19 protein-coding genes are annotated in these 19432 nt (G+C 35.0%); 6 read left to right on the forward strand and 13 right to left on the reverse strand.

Annotated features, from left to right (window positions below):
• Positions 1 to 9: 9 nt before the first annotated feature.
• From IPK14_12130 to IPK14_12160, 7 genes are all read right to left on the reverse strand, one after another.
• Positions 10 to 297: a transposase gene (locus tag IPK14_12130; protein MBK7994130.1), complete on the reverse strand. Its 288-nt coding sequence runs from the start codon at positions 295 to 297 to the stop codon at positions 10 to 12.
• Complete coding sequence (locus tag IPK14_12135) at positions 239 to 1855, reverse strand: recombinase family protein (GenBank protein ID MBK7994131.1); 1617 nt, start codon at positions 1853 to 1855, stop codon at positions 239 to 241. The genes IPK14_12130 and IPK14_12135 overlap by 59 nt, the downstream gene beginning before the upstream one ends.
• On the reverse strand, positions 1794 to 2003 hold the full coding sequence (locus IPK14_12140) for a hypothetical protein (GenBank protein MBK7994132.1): 210 nt from the start codon (positions 2001 to 2003) through the stop codon (positions 1794 to 1796). The genes IPK14_12135 and IPK14_12140 overlap by 62 nt, the downstream gene beginning before the upstream one ends.
• A 132-nt stretch (positions 2004 to 2135) precedes the next feature.
• Positions 2136 to 2258, reverse strand: coding sequence for a DDE-type integrase/transposase/recombinase (locus IPK14_12145; protein ID MBK7994133.1), 123 nt, complete (start codon positions 2256 to 2258; stop codon positions 2136 to 2138).
• Positions 2198 to 2578 (reverse strand): hypothetical protein, encoded by a 381-nt coding sequence (locus IPK14_12150; protein MBK7994134.1) that lies wholly within the window; start codon positions 2576 to 2578, stop codon positions 2198 to 2200. The genes IPK14_12145 and IPK14_12150 overlap by 61 nt, the downstream gene beginning before the upstream one ends.
• 267 nt (positions 2579 to 2845) lie before the next feature.
• Positions 2846 to 3172: a transposase gene (locus IPK14_12155; protein MBK7994135.1), complete on the reverse strand. Its 327-nt coding sequence runs from the start codon at positions 3170 to 3172 to the stop codon at positions 2846 to 2848.
• A gap of 256 nt (positions 3173 to 3428) precedes the next feature.
• The gene (locus tag IPK14_12160; GenBank protein MBK7994136.1) at positions 3429 to 3635 is read right to left on the reverse strand and encodes a hypothetical protein; all 207 of its coding nucleotides are present in this window, start codon (positions 3633 to 3635) and stop codon (positions 3429 to 3431) included.
• A 95-nt stretch (positions 3636 to 3730) separates the two neighbouring features.
• Between IPK14_12160 and IPK14_12165 the strand changes: the two genes are divergently transcribed.
• Positions 3731 to 4429, forward strand: coding sequence for an IS630 family transposase (locus IPK14_12165; GenBank protein MBK7994137.1), 699 nt, complete (start codon positions 3731 to 3733; stop codon positions 4427 to 4429).
• A gap of 70 nt (positions 4430 to 4499) precedes the next feature.
• On the opposite strand, the gene IPK14_12170 is transcribed toward IPK14_12165, so the two are convergent.
• From IPK14_12170 to IPK14_12185, 4 genes are all read right to left on the reverse strand, one after another.
• Entirely contained in the window at positions 4500 to 8168 is a 3669-nt protein-coding gene (locus IPK14_12170; protein ID MBK7994138.1) for a protein kinase, read from the reverse strand.
• A 54-nt stretch (positions 8169 to 8222) separates the two neighbouring features.
• Complete coding sequence (locus IPK14_12175; GenBank protein ID MBK7994139.1) at positions 8223 to 9275, reverse strand: WD40 repeat domain-containing protein; 1053 nt, start codon at positions 9273 to 9275, stop codon at positions 8223 to 8225.
• Between the two features lie 45 nt (positions 9276 to 9320).
• Positions 9321 to 10697 (reverse strand): hypothetical protein, encoded by a 1377-nt coding sequence (locus IPK14_12180; GenBank protein MBK7994140.1) that lies wholly within the window; start codon positions 10695 to 10697, stop codon positions 9321 to 9323.
• Between the two features lie 211 nt (positions 10698 to 10908).
• The gene (locus IPK14_12185) at positions 10909 to 12618 is read right to left on the reverse strand and encodes a protein kinase (GenBank protein MBK7994141.1); all 1710 of its coding nucleotides are present in this window, start codon (positions 12616 to 12618) and stop codon (positions 10909 to 10911) included.
• Positions 12619 to 12919: 301 nt separating this feature from the next.
• Here IPK14_12185 and IPK14_12190 point away from each other — a divergent pair, with 301 nt between their 5' ends.
• On the forward strand, positions 12920 to 14524 hold the full coding sequence (locus tag IPK14_12190) for a response regulator (protein ID MBK7994142.1): 1605 nt from the start codon (positions 12920 to 12922) through the stop codon (positions 14522 to 14524).
• Positions 14525 to 14527: 3 nt separating this feature from the next.
• Positions 14528 to 15919, forward strand: a complete 1392-nt coding sequence (locus IPK14_12195; GenBank protein MBK7994143.1) for an FAD-binding protein — start codon at positions 14528 to 14530, stop codon at positions 15917 to 15919.
• A 17-nt stretch (positions 15920 to 15936) separates the two neighbouring features.
• On the opposite strand, the gene IPK14_12200 is transcribed toward IPK14_12195, so the two are convergent.
• Positions 15937 to 16404, reverse strand: coding sequence for an AP2 domain-containing protein (locus IPK14_12200; GenBank protein ID MBK7994144.1), 468 nt, complete (start codon positions 16402 to 16404; stop codon positions 15937 to 15939).
• Positions 16405 to 16964: 560 nt separating this feature from the next.
• Here IPK14_12200 and IPK14_12205 point away from each other — a divergent pair.
• Positions 16965 to 17357: an AhpC/TSA family protein gene (locus IPK14_12205; GenBank protein MBK7994145.1), complete on the forward strand. Its 393-nt coding sequence runs from the start codon at positions 16965 to 16967 to the stop codon at positions 17355 to 17357.
• Between the two features lie 11 nt (positions 17358 to 17368).
• A complete protein-coding gene (gene truA, locus IPK14_12210) occupies positions 17369 to 18142 on the forward strand; it encodes a tRNA pseudouridine(38-40) synthase TruA (protein ID MBK7994146.1) in 774 nt (257 codons plus the stop codon).
• Between the two features lie 8 nt (positions 18143 to 18150).
• Here the strand turns inward: truA and IPK14_12215 are convergent, their stop codons facing one another.
• On the reverse strand, positions 18151 to 18615 hold the full coding sequence (locus tag IPK14_12215) for a transcriptional repressor (GenBank protein ID MBK7994147.1): 465 nt from the start codon (positions 18613 to 18615) through the stop codon (positions 18151 to 18153).
• A 153-nt stretch (positions 18616 to 18768) separates the two neighbouring features.
• Between IPK14_12215 and IPK14_12220 the strand changes: the two genes are divergently transcribed.
• A complete protein-coding gene (locus IPK14_12220) occupies positions 18769 to 19398 on the forward strand; it encodes a hypothetical protein (GenBank protein MBK7994148.1) in 630 nt (209 codons plus the stop codon).
• Positions 19399 to 19432 lie beyond the last annotated feature (34 nt).

The raw sequence follows: 19432 nt of genomic DNA on the forward strand, positions 1-19432 counted from the left end.
GCGTAAGCATTAAGCAGAAAATGAAACAGTTCTAAGTGAACGAGCAAAGAGAAGTTTATCTCTACGCTGGGCAAAAATAGATTCAGCATTACCAAGCAATTTATCAAAAGGAGAAATATAGCCAATAGCAGAGTGTAAACGCTCACAATTATAATGGTGAACATAAAGAGAAAGCAAACGACAGCCATCAGCTAAAGAAAGAAGGCAGCTTTTTTGAATACACTCAGATTTTAGGGATCTATGATATCTCTCGATTTTGATAGTCTGAACGCAAATGACAAAAAAGGATATTTTCACTGTTTTTGGTAGTTGGAACGACATACCTAATCTCCACATCCTCATTAGTAACTACCACTCTATCTATTAGTAATTCGACTAGCTGACGTTTTTGCTCAAAAGTAGCTAGTTGTAATCCAGATTTAATGCGCTGACAAAAGTCCGTAATTGATGATGCTAGGTGAGAAATTTCCTTTTGATTTTCTGCCTGAGCCATTAGTTGCTGTTCTTGACTTATTAAGGATAGTTGCTTTTCTTCTATATCCATACGCCGTCGCTTGAACTCTTCCAGCAAGATTACTTCGTTCAAATAGGCTTGAGTCAATCTTTCCAATTGTTGTTTCAAACTAGCTTGTCCTTTACGCAACGTTGCTAATCGTGATTGTAATTGTTGTGGTAGCCAATGACCTGCATGTGCCCTTGCTAAGGCATTATTAATAGATTCGGGATGAACAATTACTTCAGATAAATCACGCCATACAAGTTCGTCCAATTGCTTTACAGGTATTAATCTAGATTGGCATCTTTTCTCAGTACCTTTATAAAGACAATCGTGCTTGCTTTGACACCAATAATAAGAATAGCCATTTTTACTTGCTCGTCCAGTACAGGCTAGACTACATACTCCACAACTAACCATTGCTCTTAGTAGATATTCGTGGCTTTTGTTATTACGTTTAGATACTTGTTGGTTTTTTGCTAGTTTGGCCTGTACTAAATCATATTGCTGCTTACTAATAATAGCTGGAATGCGAGCAATTTCTATCCATTGTTCAGGAGGTAACATTTTATGACTATATTCTGTTCGTGAAACTCTGAGTGGAGACCATCGGTACTTTCTTTCAACTTTACGCATTCTTTCTCCATATACTATTCCTATGTAAACGGGATTACTCAGAATCCCATTGATCGTTGAGCTACTCCATCGTTTATCTCCTTTTGGAGCAATGATGCCATGCGCTTGCAAACGTCGGCATACTTCTCTTATCGTAGTCTTTTCTTCTGCATACCAAGCAAATATTTCGCTTATTACCGCTGCCTCACTTTCTTCAATTCTAACTTTAGTGGGATCACGAGGGTGTTGAGGATCTGTTCTATACCCGAATGGTAATATTGTCCAAGGTAGTAAAGTTCCTGCCTTCATTTTCATTAATCTCCCCTGCCGCATCCTGTCTGTTATTAAAGTACGCTCATATTCTGCAACCGCACCTCTAATTTGCAACAATAATTGATCGTGAGGATCTTGACTCATGGGTCGATCAAGAAATTCAACTTTAGCACCAAACTTCTCTAACTCTTCTATGAGCAATACTTGATGAATATATTTACGTGCTAGACGATCAGGTGCAGTTATTAATATAAGCTCCATTTCGTGGTTGCGTACCTTATCTCTCAATCGATCTAATCCTGGGCGATTAAGCTTTGAACCACTATAACCATCATCTATAAATATATTTTCTGAATCTAATGCCCAATTACGGTTTTTAATATGTTCTGCTAAACGCTCAATTTGTTGATCAATTGTTTGTGACTGGCTCTGCCTTTGGGTTGAGACTCTCACATAGATTACTATTCTCATCTTTTACCTCCATTGTTTGAGAAACAGATAATAGCGGTAAGTTACCTAAGTTATTCCATTGTATGAGGAGTTGATAGGCTTGATCCCATCGGCGTTCTGCATCTGGGAATTGCGTTGTTTGTCGCCACTTTTTCCAACTACGTTTCATTTGCTCCTCCACCATAAAACTACTAATTAAGAGGAGACTATACTAAAAATTATTTTTTCTTTCCTGTAGTAGAACGCCAAGCTCGATATCTGATATTAGTAGCTCGGCTCAAGCAAAATTTGTCATTTATGATCATACCATCTTTCCATTACTTTGAGGGTAATAAGGAGAAGTACGAACATGGGTCATTTCCATTAAGTTGATAAACTCCTTAAAATCCCTAGCAATAAATTGAGGCCCATTATCAGAAATAATCCTAGGAGAAGCCTTAGGAAAAGCTCTTTAGCTTTTAGCAAGATTATTTCCAAATCAAGCTCAGTAATTTGCTCTTTAAGTTCCCAATGAACTATGTAGCGACTGTATCCATCTAAAACAGAGCATAAGTAAAAAAATGTTGAGCAAATTCTGATATAAGCTATATCTACATGCCAATGTTGATGTGCAAAAGTTGGTTGTTCAAAGCCTGTTCCTTTTTTACTTGTCTTTCTAGCCCAAACCCTTAATAAGTTACTAGCCTTCAGAACCCGATAAACTGAACTTGGGCTTACTGCTACTACATTTGCATCTATCATCATATAAGTTACTCTTCTGTATCCTTCTTTTTTATTTTCTAAATAAAATTTTATGATTGCTTTTTTCTCCCATTCTAATAACCATCCATCTTTTGGTTTTTTACTATTATTTTTATTTTCTTTTCCTACTCGCTTTTTTCCAAATACTATACTTATTTTTTGTTATTTCATCGGCCAAAAGTAACTTGTTTGAGATCTCTGCTTTCTCTGACCAGTAAGAAATAAAATTGATGATTTCATCTCTTAGTTTCCTACTTACCCACTTTTTTATCAGAGTACCCCAGTTCCTTTTTTTGCTTTTATCAGTTCTTCCATTAATTCTGCTACTACTTCATTTTTTCGTACTAGTTTTTCTTCTAACAATTTTATTTTTTCATCTTTTTCTTTTCCTTCTTTATTTTGTCCTACTCCATTTCCCCTTATTCCAAATACCATTTCTCCTCTCTCAAAAAATTCTTGCTGCCATTTATAAAATAACTTGGGTTGTAATCGATTTTCTTCACATACTTTTGATATTGCTACTTTTTCTATCAAATGTTTCCTTAGTATTGCTACTTTCTCACTTGGACTATATTTTCTTTTGGGTTTTCCTGACATGGTTGGTTCCTTTCTTGGTTGTTTTATTGTCCATGTCAGCCTTCTTAAAGTCCATTTTTACTTGAAGCAATACACTATTGTGTAATAGTCTTTTCCTTCTATTTCGCTTACCCATCTTTTGGCCCATCCTACTTGCCTTATCTTCTCAAATAATTTTCCTACCAACCTCCTTATTGGCTCTGTTGCTGCTTCATCCAAGATTTCTCTCATTTGTGTCTCTGATGGAATTTCTTTTACTCCTAATATTGTTTCTAAATTACTTTGTCCTTTTTTCTTTTTTCATTCTTCTTTGAAACTCTAGTAGGCTCTCGTTTTGAAAAAACATCACTGCAAATCCTGCCATCAACACTGCATGCATTTCCCACGTCACGCTTTTGGCTCTTCTTTTATCTGGCACTTTCTTAAATTCTTCTGTCAGTATTTCTATTATTGCTTCTAGTGTTAAACTTTTTAGTGGTCTCATTTTTCTAGTTTACTTTCTTCTTTTCATCCGTGAAAACTTTTTTTGCTTTTTTCTTTTAACTCCTTTTTTTGCTTCATTTATTTACTCACCGGGAATTGCTGGTATTTTATATAGCTGAACTGCTTAAAAATTTAGGATTTTCATTTCAAAAAGCAAGATTTATATCAGACCATTTGGACGAAGATAAAAGAGCAGAATGGTTAGCTGAAACTTGGCCTAAAGCTTTTAATTTAGCAAGGAAAAAAGGTGCATATCTACTTTTTGGAGATGAAGTTAGTTTTCCTCAATGGGGAAGTCTTTCCTATACTTGGGCCCGTAGAGGCAACCAACCTACTATTAAAACTTCTGGCACTCGTAGAGCTTTTCGTGTCTTTGGTTTAATTGATTTTTTCACTGGCAAGTTTTTTTATCAACCTACTACTTCTCGTTTTAACTCTGACACCTACCAAGCTTTTCTTATTTCTGTTATTAGACGCTCTTCTAAACATATTGTTCTTATTCAGGATGCTGCCAAATACCATACTTCTAAACAACTTAAAGACTTTTTTCAACTTAATAAATCTTGTTTAACTGTTTTTCAACTTCCCTCTTATTCTCCTGACTTTAACCCTATCGAAAAGCTTTGGAAAAATCTCAAGCAATCCCACATTCATTTACATCATTTTCCTTCTTTTGATTCTTTGCAATCTAAAGTTGATGAAGCTTTGTTTGATTTCTCTCTTCAACCTTTTGCCATTTTAGTTTTATTTGGCTTTTATGATTCTCTTAATTTTTCTTTGCCTTTAGCCTCCTAATTTCGCTTTTTTATTTTTCTTGAATACTATAGAACTGAAGCTCCTGCATTCCTAGATTAAGAATTTTTCCTTAAATTTCTGTTAGTTTAGTTTTTAGTTTTTGGAACAAATCATAAACAGGTTGTTTTTCCTCTAAAAACCCTTTTAAGTTTGCTCCTTCTGGTAGTTGTGATTTCATCTTTTCAATTACCAAAATAGCTTCACTAATTACATTTTCAGCTTCTTGAAACTGACTATTTGAGGCTAGAATGTTACCTTCTCCTAACAAAGCACGCCATTCATAATCTAAATAAGAAAGTTTATTACACAATTTAGCCGCATCTTTATAATTTTCTAATGCTAACTCTTCTTGTCCTAATCCTTCCTGTGCTACAGCTAATGCCCAGTAAACTTCTGCCTCTGATATTCCACGATGTTGAGCTTGAAAAAGCTTCAAGGCTGTTTCTAGTAAATTAGCAGCTTCTGCAAATTGCTTACGTGAATTAGCAACTAGTCCTAGGTTTTGCATACACAAAGCTTCTACATCTGAACGTTCAGTTTGGCGAGAAATAGTTAAAGCTTTTTTATAGTGCTGTTCAGCTTGAACTAAATTATTTTTTAATCGGTTAGCTTCCCCTAAATCAATATACATAAGGGCTTGTTGATGTTGATGACCAATAGCGCGAGCAAGTTCTAAACCACCTTCAAAATAATAAAGTGCGCGGTCTTGATCTCCTAACATACTATAAACAATGCCTACTCGCTCCCAAGCAAACATTTCACTAACCCGATCTCCAGAAGCTCTTAGCAGTTTTAATCCTTTTTCGCTTAGTTCCATTGCTAATGTACCATTGCCTCGGAAACAGTGCATTAGTCCTAAATAAGATAATGCCCAACCTGCTGGACGATTATCTGTAGAGGCTTCAGCTATAGCAACCGCCTTTTCTAGCGGTTCTTTTGCTGCATCCATTTGACCACTCATCCATAAAGTATAGCCAAGTTGTTGCAATAAGCGACGATGTAACTCATAATCTACTGATTCTTTAGCCTCATCAATAGACTCTAAACCTAGTTTTGCAAGCTCTACGGCCCGTTTCATAGCACCACGAGCTTGATGATAACGGCTAGCTAAAAACTCTCCCCAAGCTCTTAAAACAATATCTTTTTCTTGGCTTGCTAGTTCAAAAATTCGTGCTAGTTCTTTTTCGGTGTCTTCAAAACGATTTAAGATAATTAAAGCTTCTGCTAGCCCTACATGCATTTTTCCAGCAAGTGTAGCTTCTACTTTTATTTCATTAGCTTGCAATTGCTCCATAGCTTCACTGCCATAACGAAAATAAGTTATAGCTTCACTAAAAGCTTCTCTTTTACGAGCAATTTCACCTGCTCTAACAGCGGGAACAAAAGCTTTTTGCCATTCTCCTCCCCAGTAATAATGATAAGCAATTTGCCCTACAAAACGATCTTTTTTACTACCCTGCAAAGTTTCAATTGTTTTTGCTACTTTAGAATGTACTTTTCGGCGATTAGCCTTAGCCATGGAGTTATAAAGCGCACGTCTTAACATACTATGATGAAAGCGGAAAAAGTCCCCTGACGCGCTTTGTTGTTCTTTTAATATCCAGGCAGCCACACCTTGACGCAATACTTCATCTAGTTCATCTTCATCTATATCAAGTGCTTCTACCAGTACATCAAATTGAAACTCATCTCCAATTACCGCAGCATGCTTAAAAACTTCTAGTTGTTTTTGGTCAAACCGCCTTAATTTAGCATTAACCAGATTATTAACCGATGGAGGAACTTCTAGTTGTCCAAACCAATTAGCCCGCCATTTATTTCCAACTTTTTCAATTTTTCCAGCTATCATTAAATGTTCTAATAATTCAACTAAAAATAGAGGAAACCCTTGTGTCTCACTCCAAATATAATCAATAGCTGAATCAGAAATTTCTATTTCTCCAAAAATAGCTGCTAGTAAAATTTCTGCTTCAGATCTAGGAAGTCCACTAATAAAAATTTCTTTGTAATTATTATTACCAATTTGTTTAGCCAACCAATTACGTAAGGCTTTGCCTTTGGTTTGTACTTCTTCAACTAAAGCTGTAGCAATAACTTGTAATCTAATCCCTGTAGTATTACGAATAATATAAGCTAACATTTCTAAGCTTAAACTATCGGCAAAATGTAGGTCATCAAGTAAAAATACAACAGGAGCAGAACGGGCAATGCGCTTATAAATTTCTGTTACAGCTTCAAATACACGCCATTTGTCTGTACTACCACCAGAAAGAGCTTCAGATGAAAAGGCTTCTTCAGGCAAAATTACACCTGTTCTATCCTGAATCATTTCTGTTAGCTGAGAAGTATTAGCTGGGTCTTGAAATTTTTGTGTGTCACCAGGGTTAAACTTTTGGGTAATTGGTGGCAGACGATGGCCTAATAAACATGCCCTTAACATATCTAAAAATACTTGATATGGAGCTAGTTGACTGCCACCATAATCATAAAATCTTGCTGGTAAAATTACTGCGCCTTCTCTTTCAGCCCAACGTTGATATTCAAGTAGAATTTGAGAACGTCCGGCCCCTGGGTCAGAAGTGATAACTACTGGCAAGTTACGGCCTTGAGAAATTTGTAGAAAATTTTCTTTTAAGAATTCTATTTCTTTTTCTCTACCTAAGCAAAAATCTAAGTTAAGAGTTCCAAGTGTTCCTTGCCAATTTAAGGTTGCAATAGTTGCTGTTTTTAAGGTTTCCAGATCAATAAAAGTTTCTTGGGTTATTTCCCCACTTGCTTTAGGGATAAAAATAGGTCTTGCACGATTGGCCGCATCCATTAACTCTTGAGCTAGTTCATTAGCTGAGGCATGACGATCAGCACGATTTTTTGATAAAGACTTAAATAAAATTAGCTCTATTCTAGAAGGAATATCAGGTCTAAGGCTTTTTAGTGAGCGAGGTTGCTCTTTTGCCATTGCAACAAGCATTTGAGGCGTAGAGTTAGCTTGAAAAGGAAGTGTTCCAGTCAATAATTCATAAAATATTACTGCTAAACTATAAATATCAGAACGATTATCTAAAACTTCCCCCTTTACTTGTTCCAAAGACATATACCCTAATGTACCAACTACCGCGCCTTTATCGGCAGGATTAGCAGCAGCGGTTAAAGCTTTAGCAATACCAAAATCAACAACTTTAACAAATTCCCCACCCCATTTAAGTTGTTGCAAAATTACATTAGAAGGTTTTAAGTCTCGGTGAATAAGTCCGCTAGCATGTGTTGCTGTAAGAGCCGTACAAATTGGCTGAAAGATTTCTAATGCCCTTTCTAAGCTTAAAGTACCTGTTTTTCTTAATTCTTCTGAAAGATTTGGCCCTTCTAAATATTCCATTACCAGATAGGGCAATTTATCTTCAGTTATTCCAAAATCATAAATTTGTACTACATTAGGATGGCTAGCTGAAGCAGCAAGACGGGCTTCCATTTGAAATTGTGCTAGTGATTCAGGGTCAGACGCAATAGCCTGATTCATTAATTTTAATGCAGCAAAATCACCTATATTTAATCTTTCTACTAAGTGAACTACTGCCATACCGCCTGCACCTAGTTTGCGAATAACTCGGTAACGGCCAGCAATAATTTGCTCTGAAGGTGTAGAACTTATAGTTTTTACTTCTTCTAGTGGGGTAAAATCCTTAGCGCAACGTTGACGCAGTTGGTCATCATATTTAGTTTGACAGACTGGACAAACTAGCATTAAACAATCCTTATGGTTACATACGTAATAATTTTAGTAGATTGCTTTTGAAATTTAACTAGCAAGTTCTATTTCAAATTCTCCTACTTCAATTTTGCGTAGAGTATCTTTGCTATTTTCTATTTTATTACGCCAACGCATTAATGCTGCAACAAATTCTAAATTCTTGCGACTTGATAAAGATAAGTTATTGTCCTTTATTGCTTTTTCAGCCCAAGCTAAATCGGCTACTGTAGTTTGGCGTGCTGGTAAATGATTAAGTAATATTGATTTCATATGCCAAATTCTTAAAGTGTTATCCCGGCTACCACTTACTAAAATTTGTCCATCAGGACTTAAAACCAGACTAGTCACCCAACTTGTATGACCTTCAAGTATCTTTACTTCCTGTTGGTTAGCCAATGACCAAATTCTTATTGTAGAGTCCCAACTAGCACTAATAAGCGTTCTAGTGTCTTGGTCTGAAATTAATGCTGTAACACGGTCTTTATGCTTATCTAATTTCTTTAATAATTTGCCATCAGATATATTCCAAAGACGAATAGTTTTATCAACACTACTACTAATTAGCATTTGTCCATCTGGTTTAAAGATTAACGAATTAATTAGCCCTTGATGCCCTTTTAGTGTTTTAAGTTCTCGCCCATCGGAAAGTTGCCAAATTTTAATATTATTATCACCACTTCCGCTAACTAAAAGCTGTCCATTTTTACTAAAACTTAAGCAACGCACTAAACCCTTATGCCCGTTTAAGGTCTGTATGGCTGAGGCTTCTGGAATTGTCCAAAGTTTAATAGAATGATCTGCAAGCCCACCACCACTAGCTAAAACATGTCCATCAGGACTAAAGGCTAATGACCAGATTGAACCTGTATGCTCTTTAATTTCTTTTAGTTCATCGCCTCCTGGCAAGCTCCACAGTCTAATTCCATTATCTAAACTGCCACTAGCTAGAATTTTTCCGTCTGGACTAATTGCTAAGGAGTTTACCTCATCTGTATGCCCTGATAGCGTTTTACTTAGTAGTCCAGAAGGCAAATCCCATAGTTTTAACGTTCCATCCCCACTACCACTAATTAAAGTTTTACTATCATTAGAAATAGCCAAACAATTAATTGCTCCGCTATGGCCTTCTAGTTTTTTTAATTCTTTTCAACTAGGTAAACTCCAAAGCCTAATACTATTATCTAAGCTACCACTAGCTAGTAAACTGGCATCAGGGCTAATAGTTAAACAGTTAATTACATCTGTATGTCCAGATAAAGTAGCAATACTGCTAGCAGGTGAGGTTGGATTAATTGGCTCACATTTTTCTGCTAAGCGTAACAGTTCTTCATAGCTTTCTTGCTCATCATTACGAGGTTTCCAGCCAGATTTTTTCATTCTTAACAATACTTGCATACTCCAAAGTGGAGGTGCTTCTTGAGCTAGCCGTAAGATGTCTGCTCGTTGGCTGCTATTTTCTACAGCAATTAATAATTCTTCCCATTCTTTGATAGTCATATCTACTAAACGTTGACGCTTACGCTCTATTTGAACAGGCTCAGACAGTAAGTAACCTTTTTGGCGGGCTTTACTAGCAATTCGGTCTTGTAGCATTGGACTAGCTTTTTTATAGATAGCTCGTAGCATTCTTTGACTATTATCTAATGCCTCATATTTATTCCATTGTTCAGTAAAAAAATAAAATAATATTTTTTGCTTTTCATCCTGTGGAGCATATCCAGCATCAATAGCTGCTTGGCGGGCAAAACTATTTTCTTTTTCTAAAATTATTTTACAAAGTTCTTCTTGTGTATCTAAATTTTTTAATTCTCTTAATGCTTTTTGTGCTTCTTTGGCAAGATCTGAATCTGAATCTGAACAGGCTTGTAGTAAAGGTGTTAATATTTCTGAGCTACCTTTAGTTACTACGTCAGTTTTACCACATTTTAAGGCTGTTAAAATCTGTACTTCCAAAGGTTGCCTGGCAACATAGCTTTTTTGAATGATAATTTGACCTAAATGGCTGTCTCTATCTTTGGCCCAGCGACTACATAAAGCGTCTATAGCTTCAGAGCTTTGCAGTTTTGCTAGCCCTTCTTTTGCTTGGCGAGCTATTTCGCTGTCTTTATCGTTACTTACTTCTAAAAAAGCTTCAAAAACATCTATTCCACCCTTATTGAGCAGATCTAATTTTCCTGTTTTTAAGGCTGTTAAAACCCTTAAGCGTGCTGGAGTGCTGGCAATCCAAGCAGCAGAAGTAACAAGTTGTGTTAAATCTGGATGCCGAGAAGCTGCCCAATCAGCACAAATTGTGTCAATACATTTTTGATCCTTGATTTGTTTTAATGCTTCTAAAGCAGTAGATTTAATTTGGGTATCTGTACTAAGCATTAATGCTTCTGCTAGTAATGAAGCGGCATCTGCATCTTGTGTTTCAAGAGCTTGAACTAGTTCTGTTACAGCCTTACGCCTTTGCCAACTGCCAATTAATGGAGTTTTACTATAAAGCTTTTGTTTTAATTCCTGCTGTTTTCCTTTATCCATCTTTAACCTCATTAACTTTGTGCTGAAATCTAATGCTAGTTGAAAATTTGGGACAAAACTTTATCACGAACTTAAAGATAACAATAGGTCTAATTACCACAAACAAAGTAGATAATTTAATTTTATCGCCAGGCTAATATCAATAAAAAAGAAATGTTACTATTTTATCAATTTTATTTTTGATAGTTTTTCATCTAAAACATTAGGTTATTTAACCTAATGTTGGATCGTCTGTAGAAACTGCTCCTCTAATATCAGTACCAGAGACAAAAATTTTTGTATGGCCTCTTGCAGTAGGTTTTATTTCTAAACCTAAAGATGCAGCAAAATCTTGGCCTAAACTCATAGCAGAAGGTCTTTCATTAGGGTCTTTTCTTAGGGCTTGAAAAACGATTTTCTCAACTTTAGGTAAAATATCAGGATTTACTTCTCTTAGTGAAACAGGCGTATCATTAATGTGCATTTGTATTATTTGCCAAATTTCTGTTGAATAAAAAGGAACTTTTCCTGATAGCATTTGATAAAGCATTATTCCTAGGCTATAAACATCTGAAGGAGCCTCACAAATGTTATGAAGTAACCTTTCAGGAGACATATAAATTGGAGTACCAACTAAACCACCTGCCAAAGTTAGATTTTGAAGTGCTACGCCTTGAATTTCATTTTGTAGCTTGGCAATGCCAAAATCTACTACTTTGATAACTTCTCCCTCCTCACAATAATGAAGAAAAATATTATCAGGCTTAATATCTCTATGAACTATGCCTGCACTATGTGCTTTTGTAAGCACATCACAAATAGGAACAAGTATTTCTGCACAACGTTTTGGGCTTAAACGTCCATTTTTCTTTTTTAATTCATCCGTCAAACTATGCCCATTTAGCAGTTCCATTATTATATAAGCAATTCCACCTGAAATCCCTGAATCTAAGACTTCAATAGCATTATGATGGTTAACTAAGGAAGCTAAAATGGCCTCTAGTTGAAAACGTTCTAAACCCTCGGCTGTAACATTTCCGCTTACAGGTTGAAAAACTTTTGCAGCCACTTCCCTTTTTGTAGTTAAATGAGTAGCCTTAAAAACTGCACCAAAAGCACCTCTCCCAATTATTTTATCTAACTGGTATTTTTCATCTAAAACTGTACCTGGCAAGGCTTCTGAAAGTGCAGAAAAGATTAAATTAGCTCGTTTGTAAGATTGCATTAATTCTTCATTTTTGCTTGCTAGTTCTTCATTTTTCTTTTCTAGCTGTTGATTGGTTTTGGCTAATTGCTCATTTTTCTTTTCTGTCTCAAGATTTGCTTCTTTTAAGTCTTCTAACGCTTTTGTTAATTTTTGTTCTGCTTTTAAGGCTGCACTATCGCTTGCAAAAATAGATAAAGAAACTACAAAAATACATGTTAATAAATTCATTACATTATAAACATTTATTGCAAGTAAATCTAAAGATCTAATAGGTGTAGAAATTTGAGCATAATAGTTTAATAAAATATAAATTATTGATGTTAATAAAGCCAAAACTATCTTAGGAGCTAGTTTTCTTAAAGGAGAAGCAAATATAGTAACAAGTAATCCTAAAATATAGTATTGAAAGCCTGATGCTAAGCCCAGTATATAAACTCCTGCAACAGCATGAGCAATAACTTCAAATGTTGCTAAACTAATGCTTGAGACTAAGTACCCTCTCATATTAATAATAATAGCAATTAGAAATAAAGAACAACTACCAATATTAAAAATAGCTAATTCTTTTACTCCAAGAAATGCAAAAGAAAGTAGTAGTCCTGCATGAGCAAAAAAGGCTAGTAAATAAATATAATTAGTTAAAACATAATATCGGTAATATACAGATGAAAGATTATTAGGAAGTTTAGAAAATCTTTCCATTAAAATTAAAATATAAGTACCTATATACCCCATTAAATTACCTCTCCCCTATCATTCTTTAATAAAACTTAAATATATTGTTTTTATTATTTTAACTTCTGATCGGACATAATGAGTCTAGTTTTGCAGTTAGGTAGAATAATATATCATCATCAGGCTAAATAAATCTTTATATTTCTATAGATAATATTTTGTAAAAAAATTTGGTCAAAAGTATTGTCAATGCTTAGTAAAAGCTAACTGCCTAATTAATTGACGTTGCTTTTGATGAGCGTTATCATTGCACAAAAAGCTTTTATAAATAAATGTGCTACTTACTTGTTGGAGGTCTACCATGGCTTTATTTGATAAAGTTTGGCAACAAATGAATACCCGCCTAGATCAGGCAAAAGTCACAAAAGAGATTGAACGCCTTCGTCAAGCTCTTTATGTTAATGCTAATGATACTGAAGCACTAAGACAATTAGGAACACTTTATCAAACCTCTAATATGGTAGAAGAAGCTATTGAATCCTTTGTTCGCCTAGCAGATCTTTATCAAACAAGCAAACAATATGATCTTGCCTTAGCTTATTACCGTAAAGTAGAAAAACTAGGTGATAATGAAAGACGAGCCTCTATCTTAAAAGAAATAGAGCGTATTCATCATGGTTTAGGCCAATTTGAAGAAGCTTATAGAACTTGTCGCCAAATAGCAGAAGTTTACCTGGCAATGAATCAAAAAGAAGCTGCACGGGGCTTTTTTGCTTCGCTGCCTCAATTTGGTGAAAAAGATGAACTCTACCGTAAAGAATTAAGGGAAATGATTGGTGTTAGAGATGAAACCTGGGCCCAGGGTGCAAAAGGTACTTGGGTTATGGAAGAGCAACCTAGAACTGCCGGCCCTGCCGCAGCACCATTGCCAGGTTATCCAGTTTCACGAGCAAAAGTATCTGTTAGCCAAGAAGAACAAACCGCATTTGCAGACCTAAGCATTTTAGTAGTAGACGACGATCCTAACATTTGTCTTTTACTAAGCACAGCTATTAAAAACCTTGGGTGCCAAGTAATTACAGCTAATAATGGTTTAGAAGGTGTAGATAAAGCCTTACGTCTCAGACCTAATATAATTATTTCTGACTTGCTAATGCCAAAGATGGATGGTAGCCAATTCTTTATTAAGCTCCAAGAATATCCTGAAACTCAAAATATTCCTTTTGTTTGTTTAACTTCTCGTGGTCAGGAAGAAGAAAAAATTGCTGCATTTGAAAAAGGTGTAGAAGATTATTGGGTCAAGCCTTTTAGTATTGCAGAAATTTCTATGAGAATAAAAAAACTTCTACAACGCCAAATTCAAAATGTCCAAAGCCAATATAGCGATACAAGCATTGGACAAGTTGAACTTGCTGGAAGTTTAGGAGAAATGACCCCATCAGACTTGCTACGTTTTGCAGAAGCTAAACGTAAAAGCGGAGTTTTGCAGCTAAAAAGTGGAGATGTTGAAGGAGCAATTTTCTTTCAAGATGGCGAAATAGTTGATTCTCAATATATGAACTTAATGGGCGAACCGGCTTTGCTCTCTTTATTAAATTGGACAAGCGGCAGTTTTACTTTTCAATCTCAACCTATTTCCGTACCAAGAACCATTGTTTCTAGTGTTGATGAAATCCTAGCTAGAATGATGCAACGCTATGACGAAGAATATTACTTAATAGAACAACTTCCACACCCTTCTTCAACCATAGTTTTAACAGAAGCTTTTTATGATGCTCTACAAAATACCCGTTTTCCTCGTTCAGTTGACCGACTAATGATACTTTTTGATGGTAGTTACCCGCTAGGCCCCTGTTTAGAACAACTGCGGGGCGATACCGATGCAATACGCTTGCTTGTAGAACTTTACCGCCAAGGCTTAGCAATGGTTTATAACCCTTATGCCTATTACCAACAACAACAATAAATAATGGATCTAACAAAAGAGTTAAAAAAAATTGTTGGCTCAAATAATGTTCTTTCTAAAAAGGAAGAACTCCTTGTTTATGAGTGTGATGCTTTAACTACTCATCGAGCAATGCCCCGTGCAGTTGTACTAGTTTCTTCTACCAAAGAAGTCTCCCAAGTGTTAACTCTACTTAATCAAGAAAATATCCCCTTTGTTGCTCGTGGTGCTGGAACTGGTCTTTCTGGAGGAGCTTTAGCATTATCAGACGGTGTTATTATTGAAATGGCTCGGATGAATAAAATTTTAAGTATTAGTTACGAAGATCGTCTAGCAGTGGTAGAAACAGGTTTAGTTAACATTAATTTAACCCGTAGAGTTGAGCCAAACGGTTATTTTTATGCTCCTGACCCTTCTAGTCAAACAGCTTGCACAATTGGAGGTAATATTGCAGAAAATGCTGGCGGGCCACATTGCTTAAAATATGGCTCAACGGTAAATCATATCTTAGCCTTAAAAGTAGTGCTTCCTTCTGGTGAAATTGTTGATTTTGGCACCAGTGGAGCAGATTCTATAGGATATGACTTAGTAGGTTTATTTGTTGGCTCAGAAGGGACTTTTGGCATTGCTACTGAAGCAACTGTTAAGTTGCAACGTAGCCCAGAAATGGTTAAAACAATGCTAGTAGATTTTCTTACTACAGAAGAAGCTAGCCTTACAGTATCAGAAATAATTGCAGCAGGTATTTTGCCATCAGCACTAGAAATGATGGATATAGTCACGGTTGGAGCAATAGAAAGCTCTGTTTTTGCTGCTGGAATGCCTACAGATGCCGCAGCAGTAGTAATTATTGAGCTTGACGGATTATCTATTGAATTAGAAGATGAAACCAAAAGAGTCAAAGAAATTTGTTTAGCAAATGGTGCGCGTAGCGTGCAAATTGCTCGTGATCAAGCAGAAAGACTAAAAATCTGGGCTGGTCGCAAAGGTGCTTTTGGAGCAATGGGACGTATCAGCCCAGATTTAATGGTACAGGATGGCGTTATTCCTAGAAGTAAACTCCCTATAGTTTTAGCTGAAGTTTACCGTATTGCAGCACATTACAAACTACGTATTTCTAATGTTTTTCATGCTGGTGATGGAAATCTTCACCCTAACATTAGTTATGATGGCCGCGATAAAGAAGAATTAGCACGAGTAAAAGCTGCATGTAATGAAATTATGCAGTTTTGTGTTAGTGTTGGAGGGTCAATTACTGGTGAACATGGAGTTGGAGCAGATAAAATTAATTATATGCCTTTAATTTTTACCGCTATAGATCTAGAAAAAATGCTTAATATTCGAGAATGTTTTAACCCTAAACAACTAGCTAATCCACAAAAACTTATTCCTAGTTTACGCTGTCGAGCTTACTAAAAATAATGAATTATTTATTAACAACTCATTGTTTTTTCTGCTTTTATATCTATAGATTTTCCATAGATTTCTTTTTCTTTTTTCTTTCTAATTCTATAAGCTTTAAGAAAAGCTTTTTCCTCACCATAACGGTCTATTGAAACAGAAGTACGTTTAATTACTCCAGGAATTGGATTCCAATTAACTTCATATACTTCTCTTCCTTCTTTAACTTTTCTTACTACTCCAACTACTCCCGTTTTATTTTTGGAACTATAGGTGACAACTTTTCGATCTGTTCTTGGTTTACCTATTTCTTTTTCTAAACGGTTACGATGACGTAAAGCCTTTGTTAAAGCTTTTTCTCCACCACCATTTTTTTCATCACTAAAAAATTTAGAATACATTTTTCCATTAAACCATACTCGAACATACCAGCCATGTGTATGGTTAGTGTCTTGATCAATACGACTTATTCCTTTATATTTGTTTTTTTCCAAATCCATAACGACTCCTAAAAAATTTTCTAATATAGTTTCACTTATAAGAGGACAAATTAAGAGGACAACTACCTACAAATAAAGTTTATTATTAAGTTCTAAGCTTTTAATTTATACAGATAAATTTGCGGTTAGGTGCAGTTAGTCATTTTAGTAAAGTTTTAATTAGGAGACTAGAAATTTATTAATTTTTTGTTAAGAAATTTCCAGGTTTTGTTAAATACTTATTATTTAACAAAAATATTTATCTATCACTGCTATTATTGATGGCTTTCTTTAGTAAATATATCTTAAAATATTGGCTATCTAAAATTTATCCTAAAATTAACAATAATAATCAATTACATATTTGTTTTATGAGGTTTAGAGTTAAAACATTTATTAACAGTTTTTACTTAATGGAGTAGCTAATGAGTTGGGAAGTCTCTTCAGAACTTAAAAACGCGATTGTACTTGATCCTGACGGCAATGAGCATCGTCTAGGAGATAGTTGGCAAAAGAACCCTATAGTTTTAGTTTTTATTCGTCACTTTGGCTGACTGCTCTGCCAATATCAAGTAGCGCAGTTGCGCTCAGAGGTCAATGCAATTCATCAAAATGGGGCTGAACTAGTAGTTATTGGTAATGGTAAGCCACATCATGCAGAAACTTTTCGTAAGGATCTTAAATTAGCTAGTCCTATTTATGTTGATCCAAAACTAGGAACATACAGAGCCTTAAAATTAGAACGAGGTATTTGGAAGACTTTTCAACCAATAGTTTGGTGGCATGCATTTAAAGCTTTTAGAGAAGGGTTTCGCCAAAAAAGTACCACTGGAGATCCTTGGCAACATGGGGGAACATTTGTAATACTGCCTAATGGTCAAGTTATTTATCATTATATTTCTAAACATGCTGGAGATCATCCAAATCCAAAAGACTTTATTAATTCTCTAGCTAGTGTAGCTAAACAAGTTTAAGTTATTTTCTCATGCCTACTTGGAAACTAAAAATTGAATATGATGGAACTCGCTACTCTGGCTGGCAACAACAACCCAATGGCCGCACAGTACAGGGTGAACTAATTAAAGTAGCCAACAATATTTTTTCTGACATAGTAGATATAGGCGGGGCCGGACGTACTGATGCAGGAGTTCATGCTTTAGAACAAGTTGCACACCTAAGAGCAAAGAAAAATTTATCTATTAAACATTTACAAATTAATTTTGATCAGCTTTTACCTAAAGATATAAATATCAATAAAATAGAATTAGTTAACGATCATTTTGATGCTCGCCATGATGCTATTAGCCGCTATTATCTCTATCAAATCTCACTTCATCGTACTGCATTTGGTAAACCTTATGTTTGGTGGATTAAAGATCGCCTTAATATTGATTTAATGCAGCAGGCTTGTTATCACTTAATAGGTTTACATGACCTTCAAAGCTTTTGTGAAATGGTAGATAACAAATCAACTTTGGTAAAAGTTGAAAGTGCCTCAATTAAAACAACTGATAATTTAGTGCTTTTTCGCATTTCTGCTTCTCATTTTCTTTGGAAAATGGTTAGACGTATAGTAGGAATACTAGTTGAGATTGGACGTAGAAATATAAGCTTAAAAGAATACTTAAGATTTTTTGAAAAAATATCTGATCTGCCTGCAAAATATACAGCCCCTTCATCAGGACTATTTTTAGAAAAAATAATTTATCCTGGTGACGTTAAAGCAGACCAAATTTATCCAGCTTATTTTTATTTCTAAACAGCCAACTAGCTGTAGGTCTTTTTTGCTAGTTTATCTTTGCTGATTTCTTGGCAATTAAAGCAAATTCCAAACATACGATGACTATGATCTTGAATTTGAAACTTATATTGGCGGGCTATTTCTTCTTGTAATTTCTCTATTTCTGGATTGTAAAACTCTATTACCGAATCACATTGATTACAAATTAAATGATCATGGTGTTGATGATCATACTCGTGTTCATAGCGTGCGCGTCCATCGGTAAAACGTACCTCATGAGCTAAACCGGCTTCTGTCATTAGTTTCATAGTTCTATAAACAGTAGTAAACCCAACAGAAGAATCTTTCTTTTTAACTAAATCATAAAGCTCTTCTACAGATACATGTCCTTCAGTATCAATAAAAACATCTAAGATTAAGTCTCTTTGTTCAGTTCGTTTTAGCCTAGAGCGTTTTAAGTGTTCATGGAAAATTTCTTTTTCTTTACTCATAAACTTTATCTCTTTATTTTTGTAATCACCTAGGTTTCCTACTTTCTCAAAAGTAGGGAATTTTTTAGCATTATAGTTTCTAAACTACTAGCAAACAATCTTTATCTACAGCTAAAATCCCTATATCTAAACTATCTAAAAGGTAATTTGCTTGTGTACTGGCTAATAAATTTTATTTTAATTACCTGGATGTTGTTAATAATTTGGCAAGGCCAAAAATTAATAAGCAAATATCCATTAGGGTTATCCCGTAAAAAAGCACAAAATAAAAATTTACAGTCAATTTGTTGTTTTATATTAGTTTTACTGCTAATTACCTGGATCTATTTTTCTGCCTGGGTAGCTAACTGGCCTAGCCAACTAAGAATTTCAAATTACTTTTACAGTAACCAAGAAATAGCAGATCTAATTTCTACAACAGTTTTATTATTAAGTACTAGAATTATTAGCATTTTATTTAGTCAACAAAAAAAGCTATTCTCTATTTACCAACAACTATATGGCTTGATGGACTTTTTGCCTGCTAATTCATTAAAAATGTTTATTTCCTTAACGGCAAACAAAAAATATTCTTTAGCTGAACGTCTGCATTGGGCAATTGAACGAGTAGCAGAAAAAAATCCGATCAATCTTAATATTTTATTTGATCAGGATGAATTAAATACTTTAGAGAAAATTTTTTCCCAAGATAATATTGAACAAATGGATGAGCGGTTAGCAGTTATTTATCAACAAATTAACCAGCTAGGGGATAATCCAAAACCTTTCCGCATAACTCTCTAAAAAAGCTTGTCTTGGCATATTTCCTAACTACCAA

The organism is Blastocatellia bacterium (assembly GCA_016713405.1).
Taxonomy (GTDB): domain Bacteria; phylum Acidobacteriota; class Blastocatellia; order Chloracidobacteriales; family JADJPF01; genus JADJPF01.